Below are 16,539 nucleotides of genomic sequence, written 5' to 3'. Positions count from 1 at the left end.
GGGCTACGTGGGGCACCGTGAGGATCCTGAGGGGGCGAACTGAGCGGCCAGGAAGCATCGGAGACCAACCATGAGCAAGGACGTTATCCCGGGGCCGGATTTCACGATCTTCGAGCCGCCGTCGACCTTCGACCTTGGCGGATCGCCACACATCCCGATGCCCATCACCGAGCCGGGCGAGGTCGCCGACCCGTCCGGAGACTTGTGGCTCGACGCCTTTGGAGATCGCCTCGTGCACGGTGAGATGGCCGTGACGCCTGAGCAAGCTGAAGCGGCGGCTCAGCACGGGTGGGAGACGGTTCCGGGCAGCGAGCACGAGGGAAAGGTCACCGTCCGCCGGCCGGATCCCAATCCGGGGCAGGACTGATCAGCGAAGCCGCTGGCGTCATCTTCATCGAAGAGAACGGCTAGAGGACAGGTTAAGCTGCGGACAGCATAAGATGGAGGGAAAATGTCAGCAGACGCTCTGGCCGTAACCGGTATAGCAATAACTGTCATAATCGGTGTTGCTGGATTTTTTGTTGCCAAAAAAGTCCGATCAAACAGACAGAACCAGAGAGTTGGTTTTGGTGGCACCGGCTACCAAGCTGGTCATGACATCAAGTTGGACAAGAAGCCATGACCGATCAAAAGCAATCGGTCGGCATCGGCGGTGAGGCATATCAGGCCGGGCACAATCTGACCGTCAATCAGGGCGTATCTGCTGACCAGATGGCGGACATAATGATGGCTGTTGCAGCCAGACTACAACAATATGTCTTAAGAGCTGAAGTAAAGTTTCTCGAGCGCTGCGAAGAAATTCGATCTGAGTTACTTAAAGAATTTACTAGACCAGGCACTCATGCCAATCCCGAGGCGTTTCAAGATCCAGATTTTCAATTTGCTTTGCGGGGCGCCCACGAAAGCTATGGTAGAGTGGGCACACCAGAATTGCTGGAAAATCTGGTAAGACTCATTTCAGAGCGCTCAAGTCGCGCCACTTCTTCCAGAGTCGCTAATCTACTCAATCAAGCCATTAATATATCTGCAAACTTATCTCGTGACGAATACGCCACACTTTCGGCTTTATTTACGATGAGTTGCATTCATTTCGATTTCGACGACAAATCGAAGATCATAATGGCATTCAAAAAGATCACTGCCATATTCACAAATAATCTCTTGAACGTCGGTCAGTCAATCGAATATCTTTCATCAATCGGTTGTATAACGTTCCCAAATACCTTTGCATCAGATTTTTGGAATATCGTCTATCAAAATTATGCCTGTGCCTTCGCTGCTAGCATTCAAGATGTAGAACTGAAAAGTATTTTCCCCGATGGCTTACCTCCGGAAATTGCTATAATTTTGATCGACCATAGAAGATCTTCAGGCGGAGAAACTTTCTTAAATGGTCCGACGCAACAAAATGTACATCACCTCGTTTATTCTCTCAGATGTACAAATACTGAAAAACAAAAACTTAGGGACCTTCACGCACATAAGCTTCCAGAACGTAGTGTTTTAATATCACTATTTTCGCAAGACGCACCGCATCTCGAAAAACTTCAGCAGATACATGACTCGACGATGCTGATGGGCGCGTTTTTGAGTTCTCTTGGAAAAATCTTAGCCCATTCCGCATTATTCCAACATTTTGAAGATAAGGCGCCGCTGGAAAAATGGGTCAACTAAAATGGGCTTCGCGTTGCACGCTCTATTAGATTGTCGTTGCCCGACCCTCAGCTATCCGACCGCCATGCGCACAGCCCTCGCCGCCCTCGCCGCCCTCGCCTTCGTCGTTGATGGCTTGGCGATCAGGGAGGCGGATCGGCGGGCGTCGCGTCGGCAAGCGCATCAGGCCGCTCCCGCTTCACCACGATCCGGCATCGGTCCCGAAGCGTGACCTCGTGCTTGGGCCACAACTCGCACGCCACTGCGAACGCCGCACGTGCCATCATGATCGGGTAGATCACCGCGAGCTGGGCCTCGACGCCCCCACCCGTCTCCGTCCAGACCTCGATCGTGTAAGGCACGCCCGGCGGGACCGGGATGTCCGGTCGGCTGGGCGGCGGCAGCGTGATCGCGGCCAGGCACAGATGCTCGTATTTCCGGGCCGGCGGTGACCCGGGCGGACGCTGGTAGCGGCACGAGGCTGTGAGATGGCGCAGCACGTCGAGCGTCGACATGTCCGGGCCGAACCGCTCCCGCAGGCTGGCGACGGTATACCGGCCGGACCGCTTGCAGGAGGAGCAATCGACGTAGACCCGACCGGGATGAATATCGCGCAGGAGCCCCGCCACCGCTTCCCTCCATCCTGGAACGAAGACGGAACATGCCAGATCCGGTCGCGTGGTTCAGCGGGGTACGGCCTGGGCCGGCTGCGTGGCTGTGGAGCGCTGTGGATTGTGTCGAAGAACGCCAGCGCTGTCAGGCGCTTCTGGCGCCCCTCGACCGCTCGGTCCCGCCCCGATCTACTCACGGGGCGGGGCGGAAGTCGGCCGATCAAAAGCGGCGCATGTAATCTCCGAGTTCGAGGCTCATCCCCGCTTGGAAACCGATGTGCCATGCCTGAACTTCAGCAGTTCGCATGCCTGCTTCCTGATGCCCCCTGGCGACAATGATCCCAACCTGCTCGATCCGACGCACGACGCCCTCAACGCTGCCTGTCTCTGGGCTCAGCGTCTTGATCATCTCGCTCGTTGCAAGCCGGCCAGCTTTTTCGCCTCGCGCGATGGGAGCTAGAGGCTTGCTATGCGGCGGCATGGGTCTCGATTGCCTCACCTCAGTGAGCCGATACGCAACGCGGCTCGTGAGACAAGATGGGGCCGGGCGGTTACCGGGGCGTGCCGGTAGTTCGATACCGCTTTCCCGGACCTGGATCGCGACACGAAAAAGCCCGCGCCGGCGAACCAGGCGGGCGAAGGTTGTGATTTCGAACTCGGGGGAGTCAAAAATCGCGGGGACCATACCGCAAATACTAGTAGAGGAAAGCCCGCCACGATGCTGGATCGGGCGGGCTTTCAGCCTCGGACAAAGGTGTCACCGCGGAATCCGAGGCTCTGATGGCGCCAGCTGTTGAGACGGGCGCCACAAACAGTTCTAGTGCTGCAGTGCAACAAGAAAACCCGCCTCGGCAGTGAGCCGGGCGGGCTGAAGTTGTCATTGGGCTTCAAGCGCTATGCATGGCCCGGCCGATGCTGATTCGCTTCGCCCGTTTGGATGACTACAAGGCCTCACTCCGCCTTCGCCATCTGCCGCCCGTGGTTCTGCACGATGTCACGGAATAGGCGGTCGGTAGCCAAGGCTGTGCCCTCGCCCCGTGGGCTTTCACCCGAGTGCACAAAACGCGCCTGACGATAGACAGGTTAACGATCTGTTAACCAAATTTGTTAACAGATCATTGTGCGCCGAGATCAGGCGCGAGTCAGCCTCTTCGAGCAGATGGTCCAATTCCCATGCGCTTCTACTTTGATTTTGAGAATGGCGAGGAGGCCGTCCGTGATAATAACGGCTTCGAAGCAGCTAATCTAAAACAAGCGCTGGCCGATGCTCTGGATGTGATCCTCGAAGTAGCTGAAGAGACCGCCGCAAACCGGCCGGATGATCTTTGGACATTGGTCATACGGGACCAGACCAGAGCGCCGGTCGCGTACCTGCCAATCAGGACGAATGTAACTCAGGTCGCTCTGGCGGCCTGACCGCGCTGCACGCCATCACGTCCGCTCGGCTGGGGCCATCGTCCGCCCCCGGCTGAGCACCACGTCCTTGAACAAGTTGCCGGAGGCTGATGTGCGCACGTTCGTGTCGGGCCCAGGCTTCTGAACGAGGACGTTCACGCTGCCGTTCGCCTCGACATTCGTGCCGCCCAGGACACCAGCACGGCCGGCGGAGGCATCAAGGCGGCTCTCGTTCACCTCCATCTCGCGGCGGCGCTTGGACATGGCACGGAACGCGATGCCGAGATCGCGCGAGGCGCGAGCGTCGTCCTGTTCGCTGTAGAATGAGCCCTCGGGCCTGCGACGCTCGTCGTTCGGATCAGCCAGCACTTCGGACTTGCGCCCGATTGGCGAACGGTTCGCACGAAGCCTCTCGGCATCGTTCATGGTCAGGCCGGCTGCATCCTTCATAGAGTCCGGCTTCAGAACCCGAGGGGCGCCGTTCGGAAAGAAATCCGGATCGTTTGAGGCGACACGCGGACGCTCACCGATCGGCGGGATATTCGGAACGCTCGCGACCGGCGCCTGCTCACCACGGGCAAGCGCGCCACGAAGCGCCGGATTGTAGTTGGACCAGTTGCGGACACCACCGTTCCGCAGGAGGTGCAGCGCCACGCGGGTCTGCTCTTCCAGGCTGCCGGACATGGCGTTGGGCGCCGTGATCCCGAGGCCCGGCGCGATCCGGCGCCAGTTGGAGTTCAGCATCTGATAGTAGCCTTGGGCGGTGTAGCCCTTGGGAGTCATGGGATTGAGCCCGAGACGCTTACCCATGTAGTTCATGGTGTTCTGGCCGTGGCTCTCATATTTCATGATGAGCCCGAGCGTGTTCCGCTCCTGGGCCGTCATCGGCACGTTGTCGGGGATCCCCGGCATTGAGCTGCGTCCGCCGCCAACCCCGGGCAGCCGCGGCATGCCATAACCGAGACCAGGGATCCGCCCGTCCGGGCCGGTCGGCACCATAGCCCCGCCGTCGTAGCCAGGCACACGCTTCATCAAGTACTGCCTGAACGCCTCGCGAGCGGCGTCCCGATTGCCGCCGGAGAAGGCCCCGTAACCACCCGGCCCACCGAAGATCCGAGCGCCGCCGAGCGAGGCCGTCTGGACCCGGGCGTCACCGAACAGGCCATCGGCATCCAGGCTCGATTTCTGAGCCGTAGCGTCCTGCTTTGTCTTCAACTGCTCCGACAGATTGTCGACCGACTTGCGCAGCCGCTCGGTCGATTGCTCGTAGTCCTTCTGCCGCTGCTCGGGCGTGCGGCCCTGCAGGCGCTTCAGCTCGGCCTCGGCCGCGTCCAGCTTCTGCTGTGCCGCCTCGGGGCTATCGAGCAAGCCCATGCGCTGCTGAGTCCGGCCGATGAGGTGGCCCGCAGCCTCCTTCGACACGTCCCGGAGCTTGCGCAGCTTGTCGACGTTTTCAACAGCATCGATCTCGTCGTCGCCCTTCATGGGCGCCAGCCGGCGGGCGAGCGGGCCGCTGCCACCGTCGAGGTGGCGCAGGGCTTCGGCCGGCTTCCCCTCGTTGAAGCTTTTGATCGCTGCGGCGATTTCCTTCACGCCCTCGGCCAGCGGCTTCACCAACATCGTCGTGCTGGTCAGCATCTGTTCGGCACTCTGGCCGGCGGCCTTCCAGTCGATCGCGCCCAGCTCAGCGCCGATGTTGTGCATGCCCTGACGCAGGCCGTCGATCAGTGCCTTGCGCTTGCCGGAGGCGATGTCGTCCATCCACGTGGTGAACCGCTCGGCCGGCACCATCAACTCGGACGCGATCGTGAGGCCGATCTTCGACATCGAAGAGCGCAGGTTGCCCAGCGCTCGCTCGTACCTCTCGGCGCTCTCGACCGCCTTCGGGTCGAGCGGTCCAAGCTTCTCCGCGGTCTTGGCGTTCAGATCCTTGATCGCGCCCAGGTGCTTATCGCCGAGCCGGCCCAGATCCATGTTGCCGAAGAGGCGTTCCGCGAAGCGACCCCGGTCCACCGCGTTCGGGATCTGCTCCATGAACTCCTCAGCCATCTTCAAGGCTTCGTCGTTGTTCTTCGAGCCTTTGAGCTTGATAGCGAACTGAGCAACCACTTGGTTTTGGGACTGCAGGAACCCCATCGTCTCACCGACGCCACGACGGATGTCGCGCATGTTCTGCGAGAAGGTCTTGGCGGCAGCCGAGGACGCGTCGCCTGACACCCCAAACTTACCGGCGACCGACTGGAACACCCGCAGCTGATCGGCGGCCATGCCGGTCTCACGACCGAGCTGCCCGAGGCTCGACAGGTTGCCGCTCAGGCTGTTCAGCGCGTTGGCGATGCCGGCTACCGCTACGCCGACGCCGATGCCCGTCACGCCCAGGGTCGCCAGCGCCGGGTTCAGCACGGTCTTGGCGGTGTTGGCGGTCGCTTGCGCGGCGGCCTCAGCCTTGTTCAGCCCCTTGGCCAAGGCCTCGCCGTGCTTGGCACCTTCACGGCCGGTGTCGAGCAACTGAGTCCGGAGGGCCTTCAGAGGGCCGCTGAACCGGTCAACGACCTCGGCCTGCATGCGGAGCGCTTCATCAGCCATTCGCGGTCACCTTCTTCCACGTGCTGCCGTTCCAGCGCAGTTGCACGCCGAGCAGGGTTCGGATCTCGCCGATGCGGGGCGGATCGTTCGAGGCGGTGGGCTGGGGATTCGATTGGTCGGTCATGCCGCCTCCCGGCCAGCACCGTCGCCAGCCAAGCGCTGCACGTCGTGCTCGACGGACAGCTCCTCCAGGATGGCCACCAGTTCGTCGTAGAGCAGCGCCCGGATCGGCACGGCCTCCCGCTGCATCACCAGCCGGGGAGCCACCCGCGAGGCCAGGCTCAGGATCTTGTTGCGCACCCTCGACAGACCGCCGGTCATGATCGTGATGGCGTCGTCGATCAGCACCACTCGGCCGGTCGCAATGTCGTTCTTGATCTCGGCCGAGATAGCGAGCGCCCGATCCTTCCGGGCCCGCTCCTGGGCTGGGTCGAGGTTGCCAACCGGGATTTCAGGCGTGGCCTTGAGGTGGGCGATGTAGGCCCGCACCACCGGGATCAGCGGATAGCGTCCGCGCTCTTCCTTCGGCAGCACGTCCTCTGCCACGAGCTACTGAACGCGGCGCGGCGTCAGATCCAGCGCGTGCGCGATCGTCGACACCGGCACCATCAGGGCGGCGTCGGCGGCAGCATCAGTGGCGGGCGATTTCGCTTTCAACGGCCGGTTTCCTCGAAGCTACGATGTCAAATTCAATTTGAGACTGCGAAGCGAAACGCGCTGTAAAAGTTGATACCTGCGGACAGATTGAACTCGCGCCGACCCTCGGCTTCCCCCCTCCCTGACAGGGACCCGAGGACTTGCGTTGACCGGTCACCCTCCGCTGAGGAGTGCCGCTTGGGTCCCACCGGCCTGGCTGCTCGGAGCGCTGCAGGGGCGAGTGTGCTATGCTGATCAGACCGACGAACCGATGGAGGTTCCGATGGACGTGGTGCATTCGGCGATGATCGCGGTGTTCATCTCCGTGGCTATCGTGCCGATCACGATCTTCTTTTATCTGCTGACCAGACCAAGGCGACCGCAGGTTGGATACACCTACGGCAGCGGTGGGGATGTGAGCTGGAACAGCAATCCTTCGAGCCCGGACTCTGGTACCTCCAGCGGACACTCCTGCTCGCACGGCGGCTCCTCCAGCGACGGCGGCAGCTGTGGTGGAGGTGACGGCGGTGGAGGTGGTGGAGGCAACTGACACGGTCAGGCTACCGCATCGGCTCGTGACCAGATCCGGCCAGTCCAGCGCATCGTGTGGCCGTCGATCACCTTCGTGTCGCCGATGGCGGGCCAGCCGGACATGCCGACGCCGTGCGCGTCACCCGGGTCCTTGCTCTGCATCACGTTCATGAGGTCGTTGTTGATCGTGAAGATCTGAGCGTCTGTCAGCTTCGGCGGGGTCGTGTCGGCCATGATGGCTCTCCGGACTGTCTGGTGTCGGGACCGCGGCGGGGGTGACCCCTCCCACCGCGATCCCGGATCGTCCCTGCTTGGTCAGGGGTTGCAGTCGTGCCGGCCTTTGCATCCCTCTCCATGGCCATGGGTGTGAGGGACAGGCTGGCTTTCCGGTGTTGGGCTGACTGCATCGCCCTCAATGGCGTGGGTGAAGGAGGCCCTTGCGGGTCTGGCCCACGCAATTCCGTTCAGGCGACGCGCTGCCAGCGTGAGCCGTCGGCCGCATAGCGCTCGGCCCCGACCGTGAAGGCGGCACCGGGGGTGTTCAAATCGCGACGGGTCTGCTCGACCGCCGAGCGGGTCTGAGTGTCCTTGGCCTCGACCTCGCGGCTCTGAGCCAGATACGCGGCGACGCGTTCTGCCGAACTCAGCTTGCGCTCAGATGCAGCCCGCTCGGGCTTGCGGAAGAGACGACGCGCCCAGGCAGCGCCGTCCTCGATCTCAGTGCGGTTCATGGACGATCCTCCCGTGGATCGAGGCGACCTCGCCCCAGATGTAGCCGGCGTCGGTGCCGAGGGCGGGCAGCTTCACGCGGCTGGCAATCGAGCTGTGCGGCTGGTCTGATCTGCCGTTCCAGCTGCAGCGGGGCTCGCCGGGCGGCACCGGATCGGCACCATCGGGCAAGGCGTAGTTGGCGGCCTCGATCAGCGCGGCCCGCTCGCGGATCTTCTCAAGCAACGGCACCAAGCGCTGAGCCTCGGTGACGTACTCGGCGGCCAGCTTCTCGACCTCGGCGCTGGCCTTCATGGCCTTGCGGTGAAGATCCTTGCGGCGCTTCTGCTCGGTGTCGTGCTCGGCCTGGGCCTGCGCCTCGGCGATCACCGCGGCGGCGTGCTGAACCTCCAACTGGTCGAGCCGGATTTTGGTGAGGGCGATGCGGTGGTCGAGGGCGGCCACGTCGTCGGCACTGCCGTTCAACAGCACGTCAGCGCGGCTGGCTTCCCAGGCCTCGCGCTCAGCCTTGGCGGCGTCACGCTCGGCGCTGATCTGAGCGGCAGTCCGCGGCGCGGGCGGCGTCGGGTACAACACGACCTTGCTGGGCTTGAGGCCGACCACCGGAGCGAGGGCGCGGTCGTGACGATCGTGTAGGACGTTGACTGTCGGAAGCGCGTTCATGCCGGCCATCCTCAAGCTGCCTGACGGAGAGCGGGAGCGGCCGGAGGCGTGCGGGGGCCGTCGTCAGGACTCAGCCGAACACCGTGACGGGCGAGGTGCGCGCGGACGCTCTGGCGCACGAACTCGGACATGGTCTGGCCGCGATGTCGAGCGGTGGTTTCGACGGCGCGGGCGAGATCAGTCTCGACCTTGAACCGGAGCAATGCGTCTCGTCGGAGAGAATTCGTCATGATGTGGCTACGCCTCAGTCACTGCGTAGCCAGACGATGGGCCTTACACTGCAGTGCGGCAAGGCGTTGGACTCGATGTTTAAATCGACCGTCCTCCCGCCCCGTTGTCCATAGTTGTGCACTGTTGCGTTAAGTTATATTTTTGCCCAAGTTTTCATGCCAATATGCCGCAGTTAAGCATTCAAGTTTTGCGTTGAGAGAGCCATGATTGAGCAGGCGCCACGGGCAGCCAGAGAGTTCCATGTCGGTCCAGCAGGTGACCGTTGGCTCCTGATGCGAGATCTGAATACCGGGCAGCCTTATGTGCTGCATCGCCCGGCGGACGAACCGGAGGTCGAGCTGGATCTCGGGTCATTCCTGGTGCTGTTTCATGGCCAGGAGAGAGCAGGCCTGCTGGATCTGATCGCGTCCCTGCTGCCGGACGATGAGGCGCCGGCGCATGACGAGGCCACTGTTGTCCGATCGCCCCGCTTCTTGTCTCGGTGGATCCCGAGCCGGCAGAATTGACAGACAGGTCGCATAATTCTCATTGCAACCGATTAACTGTCATGGCTGAAGTCAATTTCTGTCTTCCGGCCGCTTTAACACCCTTTTAATCGAGGGTCGGCAAGCTGAGTAGGACAGGAGCCGAACGCCATGATCAGCGTCTCGTCCAACAACTACTTTGCCGTCGTTCGCGCCGCAGAGAACGAAGCGATCCGAACGGGGTCGCCGATGGATGGCAAGCAGTCCGTCGCCGTCGCGGTCGACAAGACGGAGCCGCCACCGGCGCCACCCGTCACGGACGCCTCTGCCACAGGGCGGGTCGTCAACGTGATGGTCTGAAGTAATCGGTGGTTCTGAAGACCCGCAGCTACAGTGCAATGTTATGCTAATTCAAGGCTAGTGATTAGAGAAGACCACTGCTTGTATGGAACCAGTGTGGGGGATGTTGATGCCCAGGAACTCGGCTTTTGCCGTTGAGGACTGACAACGCATCATCCTGAGGTAATCGGCCCGTTCTGTCAGGCTTTCAGCTACGATGCTGCCGGGCCGGCGCTTGGCGAGGGCGCGTGCCGTCGCTTCCATCGTGTCGGGCTCTGTGCCCCACTGAAGCTGGTTTTCGGCAATCGCAAGCAATGTCCAAAAGGGAATGAATTCGTCCGACATCAGAATATGCCTTGGCGCATGAGGGTTTCGACATGCTCCAATGCAATTGCCGAGCCCTGATTAATACAATCGGTCACTATGGTTAATCATGCGTTAACCGACCTCGCGGAATGTGCATCTGCACGTCCGAACGACCAGGTTTGATACCTGGTGCAAGGTCCGGTGCTAGGGTTGGCTCAGAATTGAGTAGGAGGCGCACGTGCGGCACACCTACAAAATCGATGCGGCACTGAAAGGCCGAGGGCGGAGGACCCTACGCTGCGCCTCGGCCTGGGTAGCTTATGAGCAGCGTGACCGCTTGGTCCGACAGGGCTGGACGGTAAGCATCCTCGATCACGCCATGAAGCCGGTTGCGGTCGACCAGCTGGCAGCCGTTGCACAGGCCGAGAACGGCGGCACGATGCGAGGCGCGTAGGAGCCAGGTAGTCATCGACTCGACGGAACCGAAAACCAGCGTATCCTCGCACCAGCCCCACAAAAGGGCCCGGGAGGAACGAATGTCCGCAAATTGGAAGCTGGTCAAAGACGATCTTGATTGGAGCTTGAACACCGGGGAGGATGTGAAGGGTCGAGCTGAGCTGAAGGAAGCTTTTAACAAAGACGATGCCAAATATGTAGGATCCGCTATTGAGGCCTACAAAATGGGTCAGCGCGACAATCATAAACTGTCAAACATTTCTCGATGTGCGCAAGAGGACGACAAGCGGCTGTATAACATGGGCCGAAAACTCATCGGTTTAAAGGCCCTATAGACATCGAGCTCTCAGCGCTAGTCGGGGCTGCCATAGCCCAGACTTGCGCGCAATTGCAGCCGCAGATAAATCATTCGACTTTTGACTTGCAGTATTCGAGACAATCTGATGTGTGATGGATCTTCTTATATAGTTGTTTATTCTCAGCATCGCTTAGTCTGTCGTTGATCTTATTCTTGAGTTTTTCTAACTCATTCTGATAAAATTTGATTTCTATTTCCCACTGGTTATTTGCGTGGTTCTGGGCGTTGATAATCCGCGACTCTTTGTTCGGCGACGACATTGGTTCGCTCCAAGGGCTCATCGTTCATGTCCGCTAACTCGGATCGAGCGGGATGCGTCGGCTTATGCCCTGTCAGGTGCTTGCGCGGAACGGTCGACCAGCTGAGCGCCTCGGCTTCGCTGTCACCCGCAATGCCGCTGACGTCCCCGCTTCAGGCGCAAGCTTCCGTTAACCACACCGGGTTCCTGTGGATGGGCGTGGCCGTATCGAGCCGCGATCGATTGACCTGTCGGCGAGGGAGACCAGCGATGGACCAGCAAGCCGGGGATGACCACGAAGACCGCGCGCAGATGGAGGGGTAGTGCACGGCTCCCATTGGTCATGCCCCTCTATTTCGAGTCAGATGGCCCGTAAAACAGCATGTTTGCCTCAGCGCGCAGGTAGTCGCGGATATGGTCACGAGGTTCCCACCCTCTCTCACGGTACAGGTTAAGTCCGCGCTCGGATCGGCTGAATTCATCCAGCCCGATGGCAGTGGCGAGAGCATTGAGTGAGCGCCCCGCAACCTCGGTTGACAGCTTGGGGTGCAGCGCTCGGTACGTCTCCACGAAGGCCAGCAGGTCGCGCCGAAAGCGGCGTTCGGGACTCAGGTCCGCGACAGCGGCCTTGATACGGGTCCGGCGCCGCTGTTGGCGCTCGGCCGCGGTCATCGCCTTCTCGCCGACGGGAAGACGCGGCATCACCACCTCCCATTTCGTGACGAATATTGTTCGTCACGCATTGGATCGAACCACCGGCCCAGCCTCAGCCCGCAGTTCGTCGAGGAAATCCTCTGGGATATCCTCATGCGCCCAGATCGCCAGCACGTTGTGCCGGAGCAGCGCGGTCTCCTCGATCGCCCCGGATGAGTGCTGCAGGCCCCGGTAGTGATCGGCAAGCCGGCGCCGGGTGTCGTCAGTGAACGGCACCGGTTCTAGGGTCTGGACTCGATCAGCACCAGAAGGCGATGACAGCTGCTAGGGCTAAGTCTGAAGCGTAGTTACGGGCGAGCTTGTCGTATCGTGTGGCGATGCGGCGGAAGTCTTTGAGGCGGTTGAAGGTCGCCTCGATGCGCCAGCGTTCCCGGTAGCGGCACTTGTCGTGGCGGATCCTTTTCTTGCGACCGCTCTTGCCCGGGATGATCGGCGTGATGCTCTTCGCGCGCAACTCGGCGCGCAGCCAGTCGGCGTCGTAGCCCTTGTCGGCGGCCAGGCGGCGGATCCGGCCGGGTGCCTCGGCCAGCACGGCTGGGGCGGTGGAGACGTCGGCGGCGTTGCCCGTCGTCAGCAGGAGGACGCCGGGCCGGCCGAGGACGTCGGTGAGGGCGTGGATCTTGGTCGTCTGGCCGCCGCGCGACGGGCCGATGCTTTGCGCCTTCGCCCCCCTTTACCGCCGTGGGCCGAGCGATGCGCCCGCACGTAGGTGCTGTCGATGGCAGCAGCCTCGCCCGACCATCCGGCTTTGGCCATCGCCGCCAGCATGGCCTTCCAGAAGCCGCGCCGTGACCATCTGTTGAAGCGGTTGTAGACAGTGGTGCGCGGGCCATACGCGGCCGGACAGTCGCGCCAGCGGCAGCCGGAGGTGAGCACGTGCAGGATGCCGGAGATGATCTGCCGGTCGTCCTTGCGCGCCGGTCCAGGTTGATCCTTCGGCATGAACGGTTCGATCACCGCCCACTGCGCATCCGAGAGCCAGAACAGCTCCGCCATCGCCGCCTCCGTGCTGAAAACGGCGGCCCTGAATCACAAAATCACAGAGCCTGCAAGAGCTTGGTGCGGTTCACACCCTAGGCCCTTGCCCTTCCGCTTCGACTCCGGACGCGCGCCGACCAGAACTCCGACACCGTGCCGCTGATGGAACAGGGCGCGCTCGGCCGGTCCCATCTCGACGTAGGCCCGATTGATCTTCTTTCGAGCGATGGCACCCAAGCGCATGATCTCGTCGACGCCGATCTCATCCATGATCTGCGCGAACAGCGCTGGGGCGGACGCGTCGTTGGCGGCGAACGCGTCGTAGCCGGCCACCAACCGTGCTTCGGAGGCCGCGTCCAAATTTATCTTACCCCCCTGTGCCGTTTGTGCCGTTGGCGCCATTTGCGTCGAAATCGGTGCTATCGGCGCCATTGGCACTGTCGGCACAGGGGGGGAGATCTTTTCAGGAACCGGGCTGACGCCAAAAGGGCGGTCGGTTTGCACCTCCGGGTTGACCTCGTAGTTCAGGGCCTTGCGCCCCTTACCCTCGCCGGCCCGGCTGAAACGCTGACGGATAAGTCCGGCCTCGATCAACTGCTTGCAGGCGGCTTCCATGTCGGCCGCGTCCCGCAGCATGCCGCCGATCTGGCGTCGGAGCTCGCGGGCGTTGAACTCGGGCAACCGGTTCTGCCGGAGGTGCTGTGCCAATAGCATCCCACGCCGCTCCACCATCGGAATCGTGGCGTCTCCGAACACCCGCTCGGCCATCGGCAGGAAGTAGGCGTTCAACAGGTCGGCCGCCGCGGTGACCGCGTTCGGCGAGATGACCTGCGGTTCGGCCTGATCCGAGCCGCCACACCACCACAGGAACTCAAGCACGGCGGATAGGCGCAGGGCGTGCCCGCGGGCCTTGCCGAGGGTGCCGGCGAGCAGGCCGCTGGCGACGTGACAGCGGTCGACGATGTCCCGGGCGAACGCCTCCAGCCGATCCTCCGCATCGCGGGCGAGCGGCACCAACACCGGCTCCGGGTGACCGAACTCGTCATGGAGCTGCAGCAGATCGGTGAGCCGGGCGAACGCGCGCTGCATCGGCCCATCGTCCTGCGCGCCGCGGGCGAGGTTGAAGTCTGGCTTCGTCTCTGGCCACGCCCAGAGCAGCCGGGAGGCCAACCCGTCGTCGGGCCCGTTCAGGATCATCTCAAGCTTGTCGGGCTGGACGCCACCGAGCACACCGATGCTGAGGTGCCGGATCCGCAATGGCTCAGGGTTCTTCATCCGGTCCACGACGTAGGCACGCCCGCCATACATCTCGATCGCAAACGCCCGGTCGGAGCCGCCGCCACCGTACTTATCAAAGGCGCCGAGCCAACCGGCCAGTTCGTCCCGCACGAGCAGCAGGCCGCGCGGCAGGCCAGCCGCCAGGGCGCCCAGCGCCTCGACCGTGGCATCCGCCACCCGGATCCGCGGCCGAACCGGCACGGGCGGTTCCTGCGCGTCAAGCGGCATCGCGGGCGGCGGGTCGCCGTTCTTCACGGCGGTGCGGACCTCGATCTTCCACGCCTCGACGCGGGCCTCGCAGGCCTGCTGGGCGGTGGCATGCTCCTGCTGAACCGCCTCGAAGCCATCGGCCATCCGATCCTCGGCGAAGCGCACGAGGTTGAAGGCCGCATCCATGCTTGGCGACTTGGACGAGGATGGCGGCCCGACCTCCGCGCACCACAGGATCGGCGGCTCCGACCACGCGGTACCGGCCTGGGGCCAGCGCACATTGGCGATGGTGGCGCCGACGCTGGCGAGCAGGGCCACCGCCACATAGTCCACCGGCGCGGACGCCCCCTTGGCCTTGCGCTCGCACCAGCTGGCCCAGGGGCCGAGCAGATGGAGAGGGAAGGCCGGTGGCGACCGCCGCCCGGTGCCGAGCAGGCTCATGTCGGGATCGGGCCAGGAATTAGACCCCCCTGTGCCGATAGTGCCGTTAGCGCCGTTAGGTTTGGCACGATCACCGTGTCGGTGATCATCGGCGCCCGTGCCGAGGCGGGACACCTCGGCGGCGAAGTGCTGCGCCTTCATACGCGCGCCTCCTGATTCGAATGGGGGTGGGAGGCATGCGTGGGCTGACGTCGCTGGCGCTCGCGTTCCAACTGCTCGGTCAGATCGCCGAGCAAGTTGAGGGCGGCACGGACCTCGGCCGCCGCGCACTTCATCGCGTACCGCATCCCCGGATCGTCGCGCAGGAACGCATAGTCGCCGACCATGCTGGCCCGCATGCTGACGCCGGCCATCAACTCGGCGATGTGCGCCCGGAGCTTATCCGGGTCGCCGTAGGCGTAATCGTTGGGGTTCAGGGTGGGGGCGCTCATGCGCGCCCCCAACGATCGGTGGTCGTGAACGCCAGTTCGGCGAGGAGATTGGCCACGGACGGCGTTAAACCGAACCGGGTGGCCAGATAGTCTTGTCGGAGCGCTTGGGCTGTCGTATCTCTCTGAGTGTCGACCTGGCAGAAGACACTCTTAGAGACCCGCCGCAGCCCGCGCTGTGCGCGGGTTTTCTGCTTCATGGCTTAGGCGTCCTCCTTCCCGGTGGACACGGACAGCCCGAGCAGACGCTCGAACGGCGCGATCGGCACACGCTTCAGGCGGCCGATATTGATGGTCGGGATTTCGCCGCGCTTCGCCGCCTCGTAGGCGCCGTTGCGGCTGACGCCGAGCCAACGCGCAGCTTCCTCAACACCGATCGTCTTCCGCTCCGAACCTACCGGTCTCATGTCCGACTCCATTTTTGAAACGCCGATTACCGTTATGAAAATGGACAACACGTGCGGGCTTGTCAATTACCGTAACGACGATCTACGATACGAAAATGGAGGCAAGGAGTATGGCGGTGATGAACAAGGCCGAGACCACACGTCGTGGACGCCCACCCAAGCCTGACGCGGTGCGGCTGCGACGCCCCGTAGCCGTCCGGCTTCGCGATGAACTGAGAGCTGAGCTAGAAATCTCTTCTGCGAGGCACGGTCGGTCAGTTTCAGAGGAAATCGAAGCTCGCCTAGAGTCGTCGCTCGCAGTTCAAAATCACCTCAAGCAGGAGTTGGGGAGCGATATCTTCACGATCGCGCGCTCACTTGCCGCGAGCGTTGCTCAAATTGAACAAGCGTATGGAAGTTGTTGGTACGAAAATGACGATGCTGTCGAAGTTATGAAACTGACAGCGGCTCAAACTGTAGAGAATTTTAAGATTTATATCAGGAACGATCTCGACGAATGGGCTGCAATAGCCAAAATATCTTCTTTCGACCTCAAGGGTATGTCACCTGAGGACGCTGCAAAGATATTTGCCGCACGTGATGTCGGCGTCATACCTCGCGTGAAGCCCAAACGTGGTTTTATGGAAGGCGAATAAACATGAAGGGCCACATCCGCGAGCGCTCGCCCGGCAAATGGGCAATCATTCTTGATCTGCGTGATCCAGAGACTGGCAAGCGCAAGCGGAAGTGGCATAGCTTCGCCTGCACTAGAGCGTGTTATGAACTCGATGTGGAGTTTGTGCGTTAGGGGGCATGAGCGCTGATCGCCCTGCCTATCCGTCTGACGTGTCCGATGAGGAATGGGCTCTGGTGGCGCCGTATCTGGCGCTTCTGCGGGAAAGTTCGGG

27 protein-coding genes are annotated in these 16,539 nt (G+C 62.1%); 10 read left to right on the top strand and 17 right to left on the bottom strand.

The annotated features are described in order from the left end of the window. The first annotated feature begins 70 nt into the window (after positions 1 to 70). The 3 genes from MKK67_RS12325 to MKK67_RS12315 all read left to right on the top strand — a co-directional run bounded on the left by MKK67_RS12325 (position 71) and on the right by MKK67_RS12315 (position 1,674). Positions 71 to 367, top strand: a complete 297-nt coding sequence (locus MKK67_RS12325) for a hypothetical protein (RefSeq protein WP_243965081.1) — start codon at positions 71 to 73, stop codon at positions 365 to 367. 84 nt (positions 368 to 451) lie between these two features. Next, on the top strand, positions 452 to 622 hold the full coding sequence (locus MKK67_RS12320) for a hypothetical protein (RefSeq protein WP_243965077.1): 171 nt from the start codon (positions 452 to 454) through the stop codon (positions 620 to 622). Further along, positions 619 to 1,674 (top strand): LPO_1073/Vpar_1526 family protein, encoded by a 1,056-nt coding sequence (locus MKK67_RS12315; protein WP_243965075.1) that lies wholly within the window; start codon positions 619 to 621, stop codon positions 1,672 to 1,674. Before MKK67_RS12320 ends, MKK67_RS12315 begins: the two co-directional genes overlap by 4 nt. Before the next feature lie 122 nt (positions 1,675 to 1,796). Here MKK67_RS12315 and MKK67_RS12310 read toward each other — a convergent pair whose 3' ends face one another. Together MKK67_RS12310 and MKK67_RS12305 are read right to left on the bottom strand one after the other, a co-directional pair. Next, positions 1,797 to 2,282: a hypothetical protein gene (locus MKK67_RS12310; RefSeq protein WP_243965073.1), complete on the bottom strand. Its 486-nt coding sequence runs from the start codon at positions 2,280 to 2,282 to the stop codon at positions 1,797 to 1,799. A 202-nt stretch (positions 2,283 to 2,484) separates the two neighbouring features. Then, complete coding sequence (locus MKK67_RS12305; RefSeq protein ID WP_243965068.1) at positions 2,485 to 2,673, bottom strand: hypothetical protein; 189 nt, start codon at positions 2,671 to 2,673, stop codon at positions 2,485 to 2,487. Positions 2,674 to 3,437: 764 nt separating this feature from the next. Here MKK67_RS12305 and MKK67_RS12300 point away from each other — a divergent pair. Then, positions 3,438 to 3,680: a DUF6894 family protein gene (locus MKK67_RS12300; protein WP_243965063.1), complete on the top strand. Its 243-nt coding sequence runs from the start codon at positions 3,438 to 3,440 to the stop codon at positions 3,678 to 3,680. A gap of 15 nt (positions 3,681 to 3,695) precedes the next feature. On the opposite strand, the gene MKK67_RS12295 is transcribed toward MKK67_RS12300, so the two are convergent. From MKK67_RS12295 to MKK67_RS12290, 3 genes are read right to left on the bottom strand one after another with little or no spacing between them, the layout of a single operon-like run. Continuing rightward, positions 3,696 to 6,245 (bottom strand): hypothetical protein, encoded by a 2,550-nt coding sequence (locus tag MKK67_RS12295; RefSeq protein WP_243965061.1) that lies wholly within the window; start codon positions 6,243 to 6,245, stop codon positions 3,696 to 3,698. After that, positions 6,238 to 6,369: a hypothetical protein gene (locus MKK67_RS32620; protein ID WP_279601591.1), complete on the bottom strand. Its 132-nt coding sequence runs from the start codon at positions 6,367 to 6,369 to the stop codon at positions 6,238 to 6,240. Before MKK67_RS32620 ends, MKK67_RS12295 begins: the two co-directional genes overlap by 8 nt. Continuing rightward, complete coding sequence (locus tag MKK67_RS12290) at positions 6,366 to 6,791, bottom strand: hypothetical protein (RefSeq protein WP_243965059.1); 426 nt, start codon at positions 6,789 to 6,791, stop codon at positions 6,366 to 6,368. Before MKK67_RS12290 ends, MKK67_RS32620 begins: the two co-directional genes overlap by 4 nt. A 373-nt stretch (positions 6,792 to 7,164) precedes the next feature. Here MKK67_RS12290 and MKK67_RS12285 point away from each other — a divergent pair, with 373 nt between their 5' ends. Next, complete coding sequence (locus MKK67_RS12285; protein ID WP_243965057.1) at positions 7,165 to 7,431, top strand: hypothetical protein; 267 nt, start codon at positions 7,165 to 7,167, stop codon at positions 7,429 to 7,431. A gap of 5 nt (positions 7,432 to 7,436) precedes the next feature. On the opposite strand, the gene MKK67_RS12280 is transcribed toward MKK67_RS12285, so the two are convergent. The 4 genes from MKK67_RS12280 to MKK67_RS32920 all read right to left on the bottom strand — a co-directional run bounded on the left by MKK67_RS12280 (position 7,437) and on the right by MKK67_RS32920 (position 9,034). Next, on the bottom strand, positions 7,437 to 7,646 hold the full coding sequence (locus MKK67_RS12280) for a hypothetical protein (protein ID WP_243965056.1): 210 nt from the start codon (positions 7,644 to 7,646) through the stop codon (positions 7,437 to 7,439). 230 nt (positions 7,647 to 7,876) lie between these two features. Next, positions 7,877 to 8,143 carry a hypothetical protein gene (locus tag MKK67_RS12275; protein ID WP_243965052.1) on the bottom strand — a complete coding sequence of 89 codons (267 nt, stop codon included), beginning with the start codon at positions 8,141 to 8,143 and terminating at the stop codon, positions 7,877 to 7,879. Then, positions 8,130 to 8,813, bottom strand: a complete 684-nt coding sequence (locus tag MKK67_RS12270) for a hypothetical protein (protein WP_243965049.1) — start codon at positions 8,811 to 8,813, stop codon at positions 8,130 to 8,132. Before MKK67_RS12270 ends, MKK67_RS12275 begins: the two co-directional genes overlap by 14 nt. 2 nt (positions 8,814 to 8,815) lie before the next feature. Further along, on the bottom strand, positions 8,816 to 9,034 hold the full coding sequence (locus MKK67_RS32920; protein ID WP_147899139.1) for a ribbon-helix-helix protein, CopG family: 219 nt from the start codon (positions 9,032 to 9,034) through the stop codon (positions 8,816 to 8,818). Between the two features lie 204 nt (positions 9,035 to 9,238). Between MKK67_RS32920 and MKK67_RS12265 the strand changes: the two genes are divergently transcribed. Both MKK67_RS12265 and MKK67_RS12260 read left to right on the top strand, forming a co-directional pair. Beyond that, positions 9,239 to 9,541, top strand: a complete 303-nt coding sequence (locus MKK67_RS12265) for a hypothetical protein (RefSeq protein WP_243965047.1) — start codon at positions 9,239 to 9,241, stop codon at positions 9,539 to 9,541. 129 nt (positions 9,542 to 9,670) lie between these two features. Beyond that, entirely contained in the window at positions 9,671 to 9,859 is a 189-nt protein-coding gene (locus MKK67_RS12260; protein WP_243965044.1) for a hypothetical protein, read from the top strand. 57 nt (positions 9,860 to 9,916) lie between these two features. On the opposite strand, the gene MKK67_RS12255 is transcribed toward MKK67_RS12260, so the two are convergent. Beyond that, the gene (locus tag MKK67_RS12255; protein ID WP_243965042.1) at positions 9,917 to 10,183 is read right to left on the bottom strand and encodes a hypothetical protein; all 267 of its coding nucleotides are present in this window, start codon (positions 10,181 to 10,183) and stop codon (positions 9,917 to 9,919) included. A 497-nt stretch (positions 10,184 to 10,680) separates the two neighbouring features. On the opposite strand from MKK67_RS12255, the gene MKK67_RS12250 reads away from it, so the two are divergent. After that, positions 10,681 to 10,935, top strand: coding sequence for a hypothetical protein (locus MKK67_RS12250; protein WP_147899136.1), 255 nt, complete (start codon positions 10,681 to 10,683; stop codon positions 10,933 to 10,935). 612 nt (positions 10,936 to 11,547) lie between these two features. On the opposite strand, the gene MKK67_RS12245 is transcribed toward MKK67_RS12250, so the two are convergent. The 7 genes from MKK67_RS12245 to MKK67_RS12215 form a co-directional block, all read right to left on the bottom strand. After that, positions 11,548 to 11,898 carry a hypothetical protein gene (locus MKK67_RS12245; protein ID WP_243965041.1) on the bottom strand — a complete coding sequence of 117 codons (351 nt, stop codon included), beginning with the start codon at positions 11,896 to 11,898 and terminating at the stop codon, positions 11,548 to 11,550. Positions 11,899 to 11,931: 33 nt separating this feature from the next. After that, a complete protein-coding gene (locus MKK67_RS12240) occupies positions 11,932 to 12,126 on the bottom strand; it encodes a hypothetical protein (protein WP_243965040.1) in 195 nt (64 codons plus the stop codon). Between the two features lie 22 nt (positions 12,127 to 12,148). Next, positions 12,149 to 12,906 (bottom strand): IS5 family transposase gene (locus tag MKK67_RS12235; RefSeq protein WP_243965038.1). Its coding sequence is split into 2 segments (ribosomal slippage): positions 12,149 to 12,570 and positions 12,570 to 12,906, totalling 759 coding nucleotides; the frame shifts between segments, so codons are not numbered across the junction. Between the two features lie 33 nt (positions 12,907 to 12,939). After that, a complete protein-coding gene (locus MKK67_RS12230) occupies positions 12,940 to 14,958 on the bottom strand; it encodes a DUF3987 domain-containing protein (RefSeq protein WP_243965036.1) in 2,019 nt (672 codons plus the stop codon). Continuing rightward, positions 14,955 to 15,248, bottom strand: coding sequence for a hypothetical protein (locus MKK67_RS12225; protein ID WP_243965035.1), 294 nt, complete (start codon positions 15,246 to 15,248; stop codon positions 14,955 to 14,957). The genes MKK67_RS12230 and MKK67_RS12225 overlap by 4 nt, the downstream gene beginning before the upstream one ends. Continuing rightward, positions 15,245 to 15,445 (bottom strand): hypothetical protein, encoded by a 201-nt coding sequence (locus tag MKK67_RS12220; protein WP_243965032.1) that lies wholly within the window; start codon positions 15,443 to 15,445, stop codon positions 15,245 to 15,247. The genes MKK67_RS12225 and MKK67_RS12220 overlap by 4 nt, the downstream gene beginning before the upstream one ends. Positions 15,446 to 15,448: 3 nt before the next feature. Continuing rightward, complete coding sequence (locus MKK67_RS12215; RefSeq protein ID WP_243965030.1) at positions 15,449 to 15,652, bottom strand: helix-turn-helix domain-containing protein; 204 nt, start codon at positions 15,650 to 15,652, stop codon at positions 15,449 to 15,451. A 119-nt stretch (positions 15,653 to 15,771) separates the two neighbouring features. On the opposite strand from MKK67_RS12215, the gene MKK67_RS12210 reads away from it, so the two are divergent. Then, positions 15,772 to 16,287, top strand: a complete 516-nt coding sequence (locus MKK67_RS12210) for a hypothetical protein (RefSeq protein ID WP_243965027.1) — start codon at positions 15,772 to 15,774, stop codon at positions 16,285 to 16,287. A gap of 157 nt (positions 16,288 to 16,444) precedes the next feature. After that, a partial coding sequence (locus MKK67_RS12205; protein WP_409568346.1) for a transposase occupies positions 16,445 to 16,539 on the top strand: 95 nt, incomplete at its 3' end.

The sequence above is a fragment of the Methylobacterium sp. J-072 genome, assembly GCF_022829425.1.
Taxonomy (GTDB): Bacteria; Pseudomonadota; Alphaproteobacteria; order Rhizobiales; family Beijerinckiaceae; genus Methylobacterium.
The sequence above is the reverse complement of the archived record's forward strand: the minus strand, read 5'-3'. Positions and strand labels throughout refer to the sequence as shown.

Bases quoted from the DNA above. Each gene is read 5' to 3' on its own strand.
- MKK67_RS12325 (WP_243965081.1), top strand. From the start codon at position 71: ATGAGCAAGGACGTTATCCCGGGGCCGGATTTCACGATCTTCGAGCCG.
- MKK67_RS12270 (WP_243965049.1), bottom strand. From the start codon at position 8,813: ATGGCCGGCATGAACGCGCTTCCGACAGTCAACGTCCTACACGATCGT.
- MKK67_RS12250 (WP_147899136.1), top strand. From the start codon at position 10,681: ATGTCCGCAAATTGGAAGCTGGTCAAAGACGATCTTGATTGGAGCTTG.
- MKK67_RS12300 (WP_243965063.1), top strand. From the start codon at position 3,438: ATGCGCTTCTACTTTGATTTTGAGAATGGCGAGGAGGCCGTCCGTGAT.
- MKK67_RS12230 (WP_243965036.1), bottom strand. From the start codon at position 14,958: ATGAAGGCGCAGCACTTCGCCGCCGAGGTGTCCCGCCTCGGCACGGGC.
- MKK67_RS12210 (WP_243965027.1), top strand. From the start codon at position 15,772: ATGAACAAGGCCGAGACCACACGTCGTGGACGCCCACCCAAGCCTGAC.
- MKK67_RS12225 (WP_243965035.1), bottom strand. From the start codon at position 15,248: ATGAGCGCCCCCACCCTGAACCCCAACGATTACGCCTACGGCGACCCG.
- MKK67_RS12280 (WP_243965056.1), bottom strand. From the start codon at position 7,646: ATGGCCGACACGACCCCGCCGAAGCTGACAGACGCTCAGATCTTCACG.
- MKK67_RS12295 (WP_243965061.1), bottom strand. From the start codon at position 6,245: ATGGCTGATGAAGCGCTCCGCATGCAGGCCGAGGTCGTTGACCGGTTC.
- MKK67_RS12260 (WP_243965044.1), top strand. From the start codon at position 9,671: ATGATCAGCGTCTCGTCCAACAACTACTTTGCCGTCGTTCGCGCCGCA.
- MKK67_RS12315 (WP_243965075.1), top strand. From the start codon at position 619: ATGACCGATCAAAAGCAATCGGTCGGCATCGGCGGTGAGGCATATCAG.
- MKK67_RS12275 (WP_243965052.1), bottom strand. From the start codon at position 8,143: ATGAACCGCACTGAGATCGAGGACGGCGCTGCCTGGGCGCGTCGTCTC.
- MKK67_RS12220 (WP_243965032.1), bottom strand. From the start codon at position 15,445: ATGAAGCAGAAAACCCGCGCACAGCGCGGGCTGCGGCGGGTCTCTAAG.
- MKK67_RS12305 (WP_243965068.1), bottom strand. From the start codon at position 2,673: ATGATCAAGACGCTGAGCCCAGAGACAGGCAGCGTTGAGGGCGTCGTG.
- MKK67_RS12285 (WP_243965057.1), top strand. From the start codon at position 7,165: ATGGACGTGGTGCATTCGGCGATGATCGCGGTGTTCATCTCCGTGGCT.
- MKK67_RS32920 (WP_147899139.1), bottom strand. From the start codon at position 9,034: ATGACGAATTCTCTCCGACGAGACGCATTGCTCCGGTTCAAGGTCGAG.
- MKK67_RS12265 (WP_243965047.1), top strand. From the start codon at position 9,239: ATGATTGAGCAGGCGCCACGGGCAGCCAGAGAGTTCCATGTCGGTCCA.
- MKK67_RS12215 (WP_243965030.1), bottom strand. From the start codon at position 15,652: ATGAGACCGGTAGGTTCGGAGCGGAAGACGATCGGTGTTGAGGAAGCT.
- MKK67_RS12255 (WP_243965042.1), bottom strand. From the start codon at position 10,183: ATGTCGGACGAATTCATTCCCTTTTGGACATTGCTTGCGATTGCCGAA.
- MKK67_RS12245 (WP_243965041.1), bottom strand. From the start codon at position 11,898: ATGCCGCGTCTTCCCGTCGGCGAGAAGGCGATGACCGCGGCCGAGCGC.
- MKK67_RS12320 (WP_243965077.1), top strand. From the start codon at position 452: ATGTCAGCAGACGCTCTGGCCGTAACCGGTATAGCAATAACTGTCATA.
- MKK67_RS32620 (WP_279601591.1), bottom strand. From the start codon at position 6,369: ATGACCGACCAATCGAATCCCCAGCCCACCGCCTCGAACGATCCGCCC.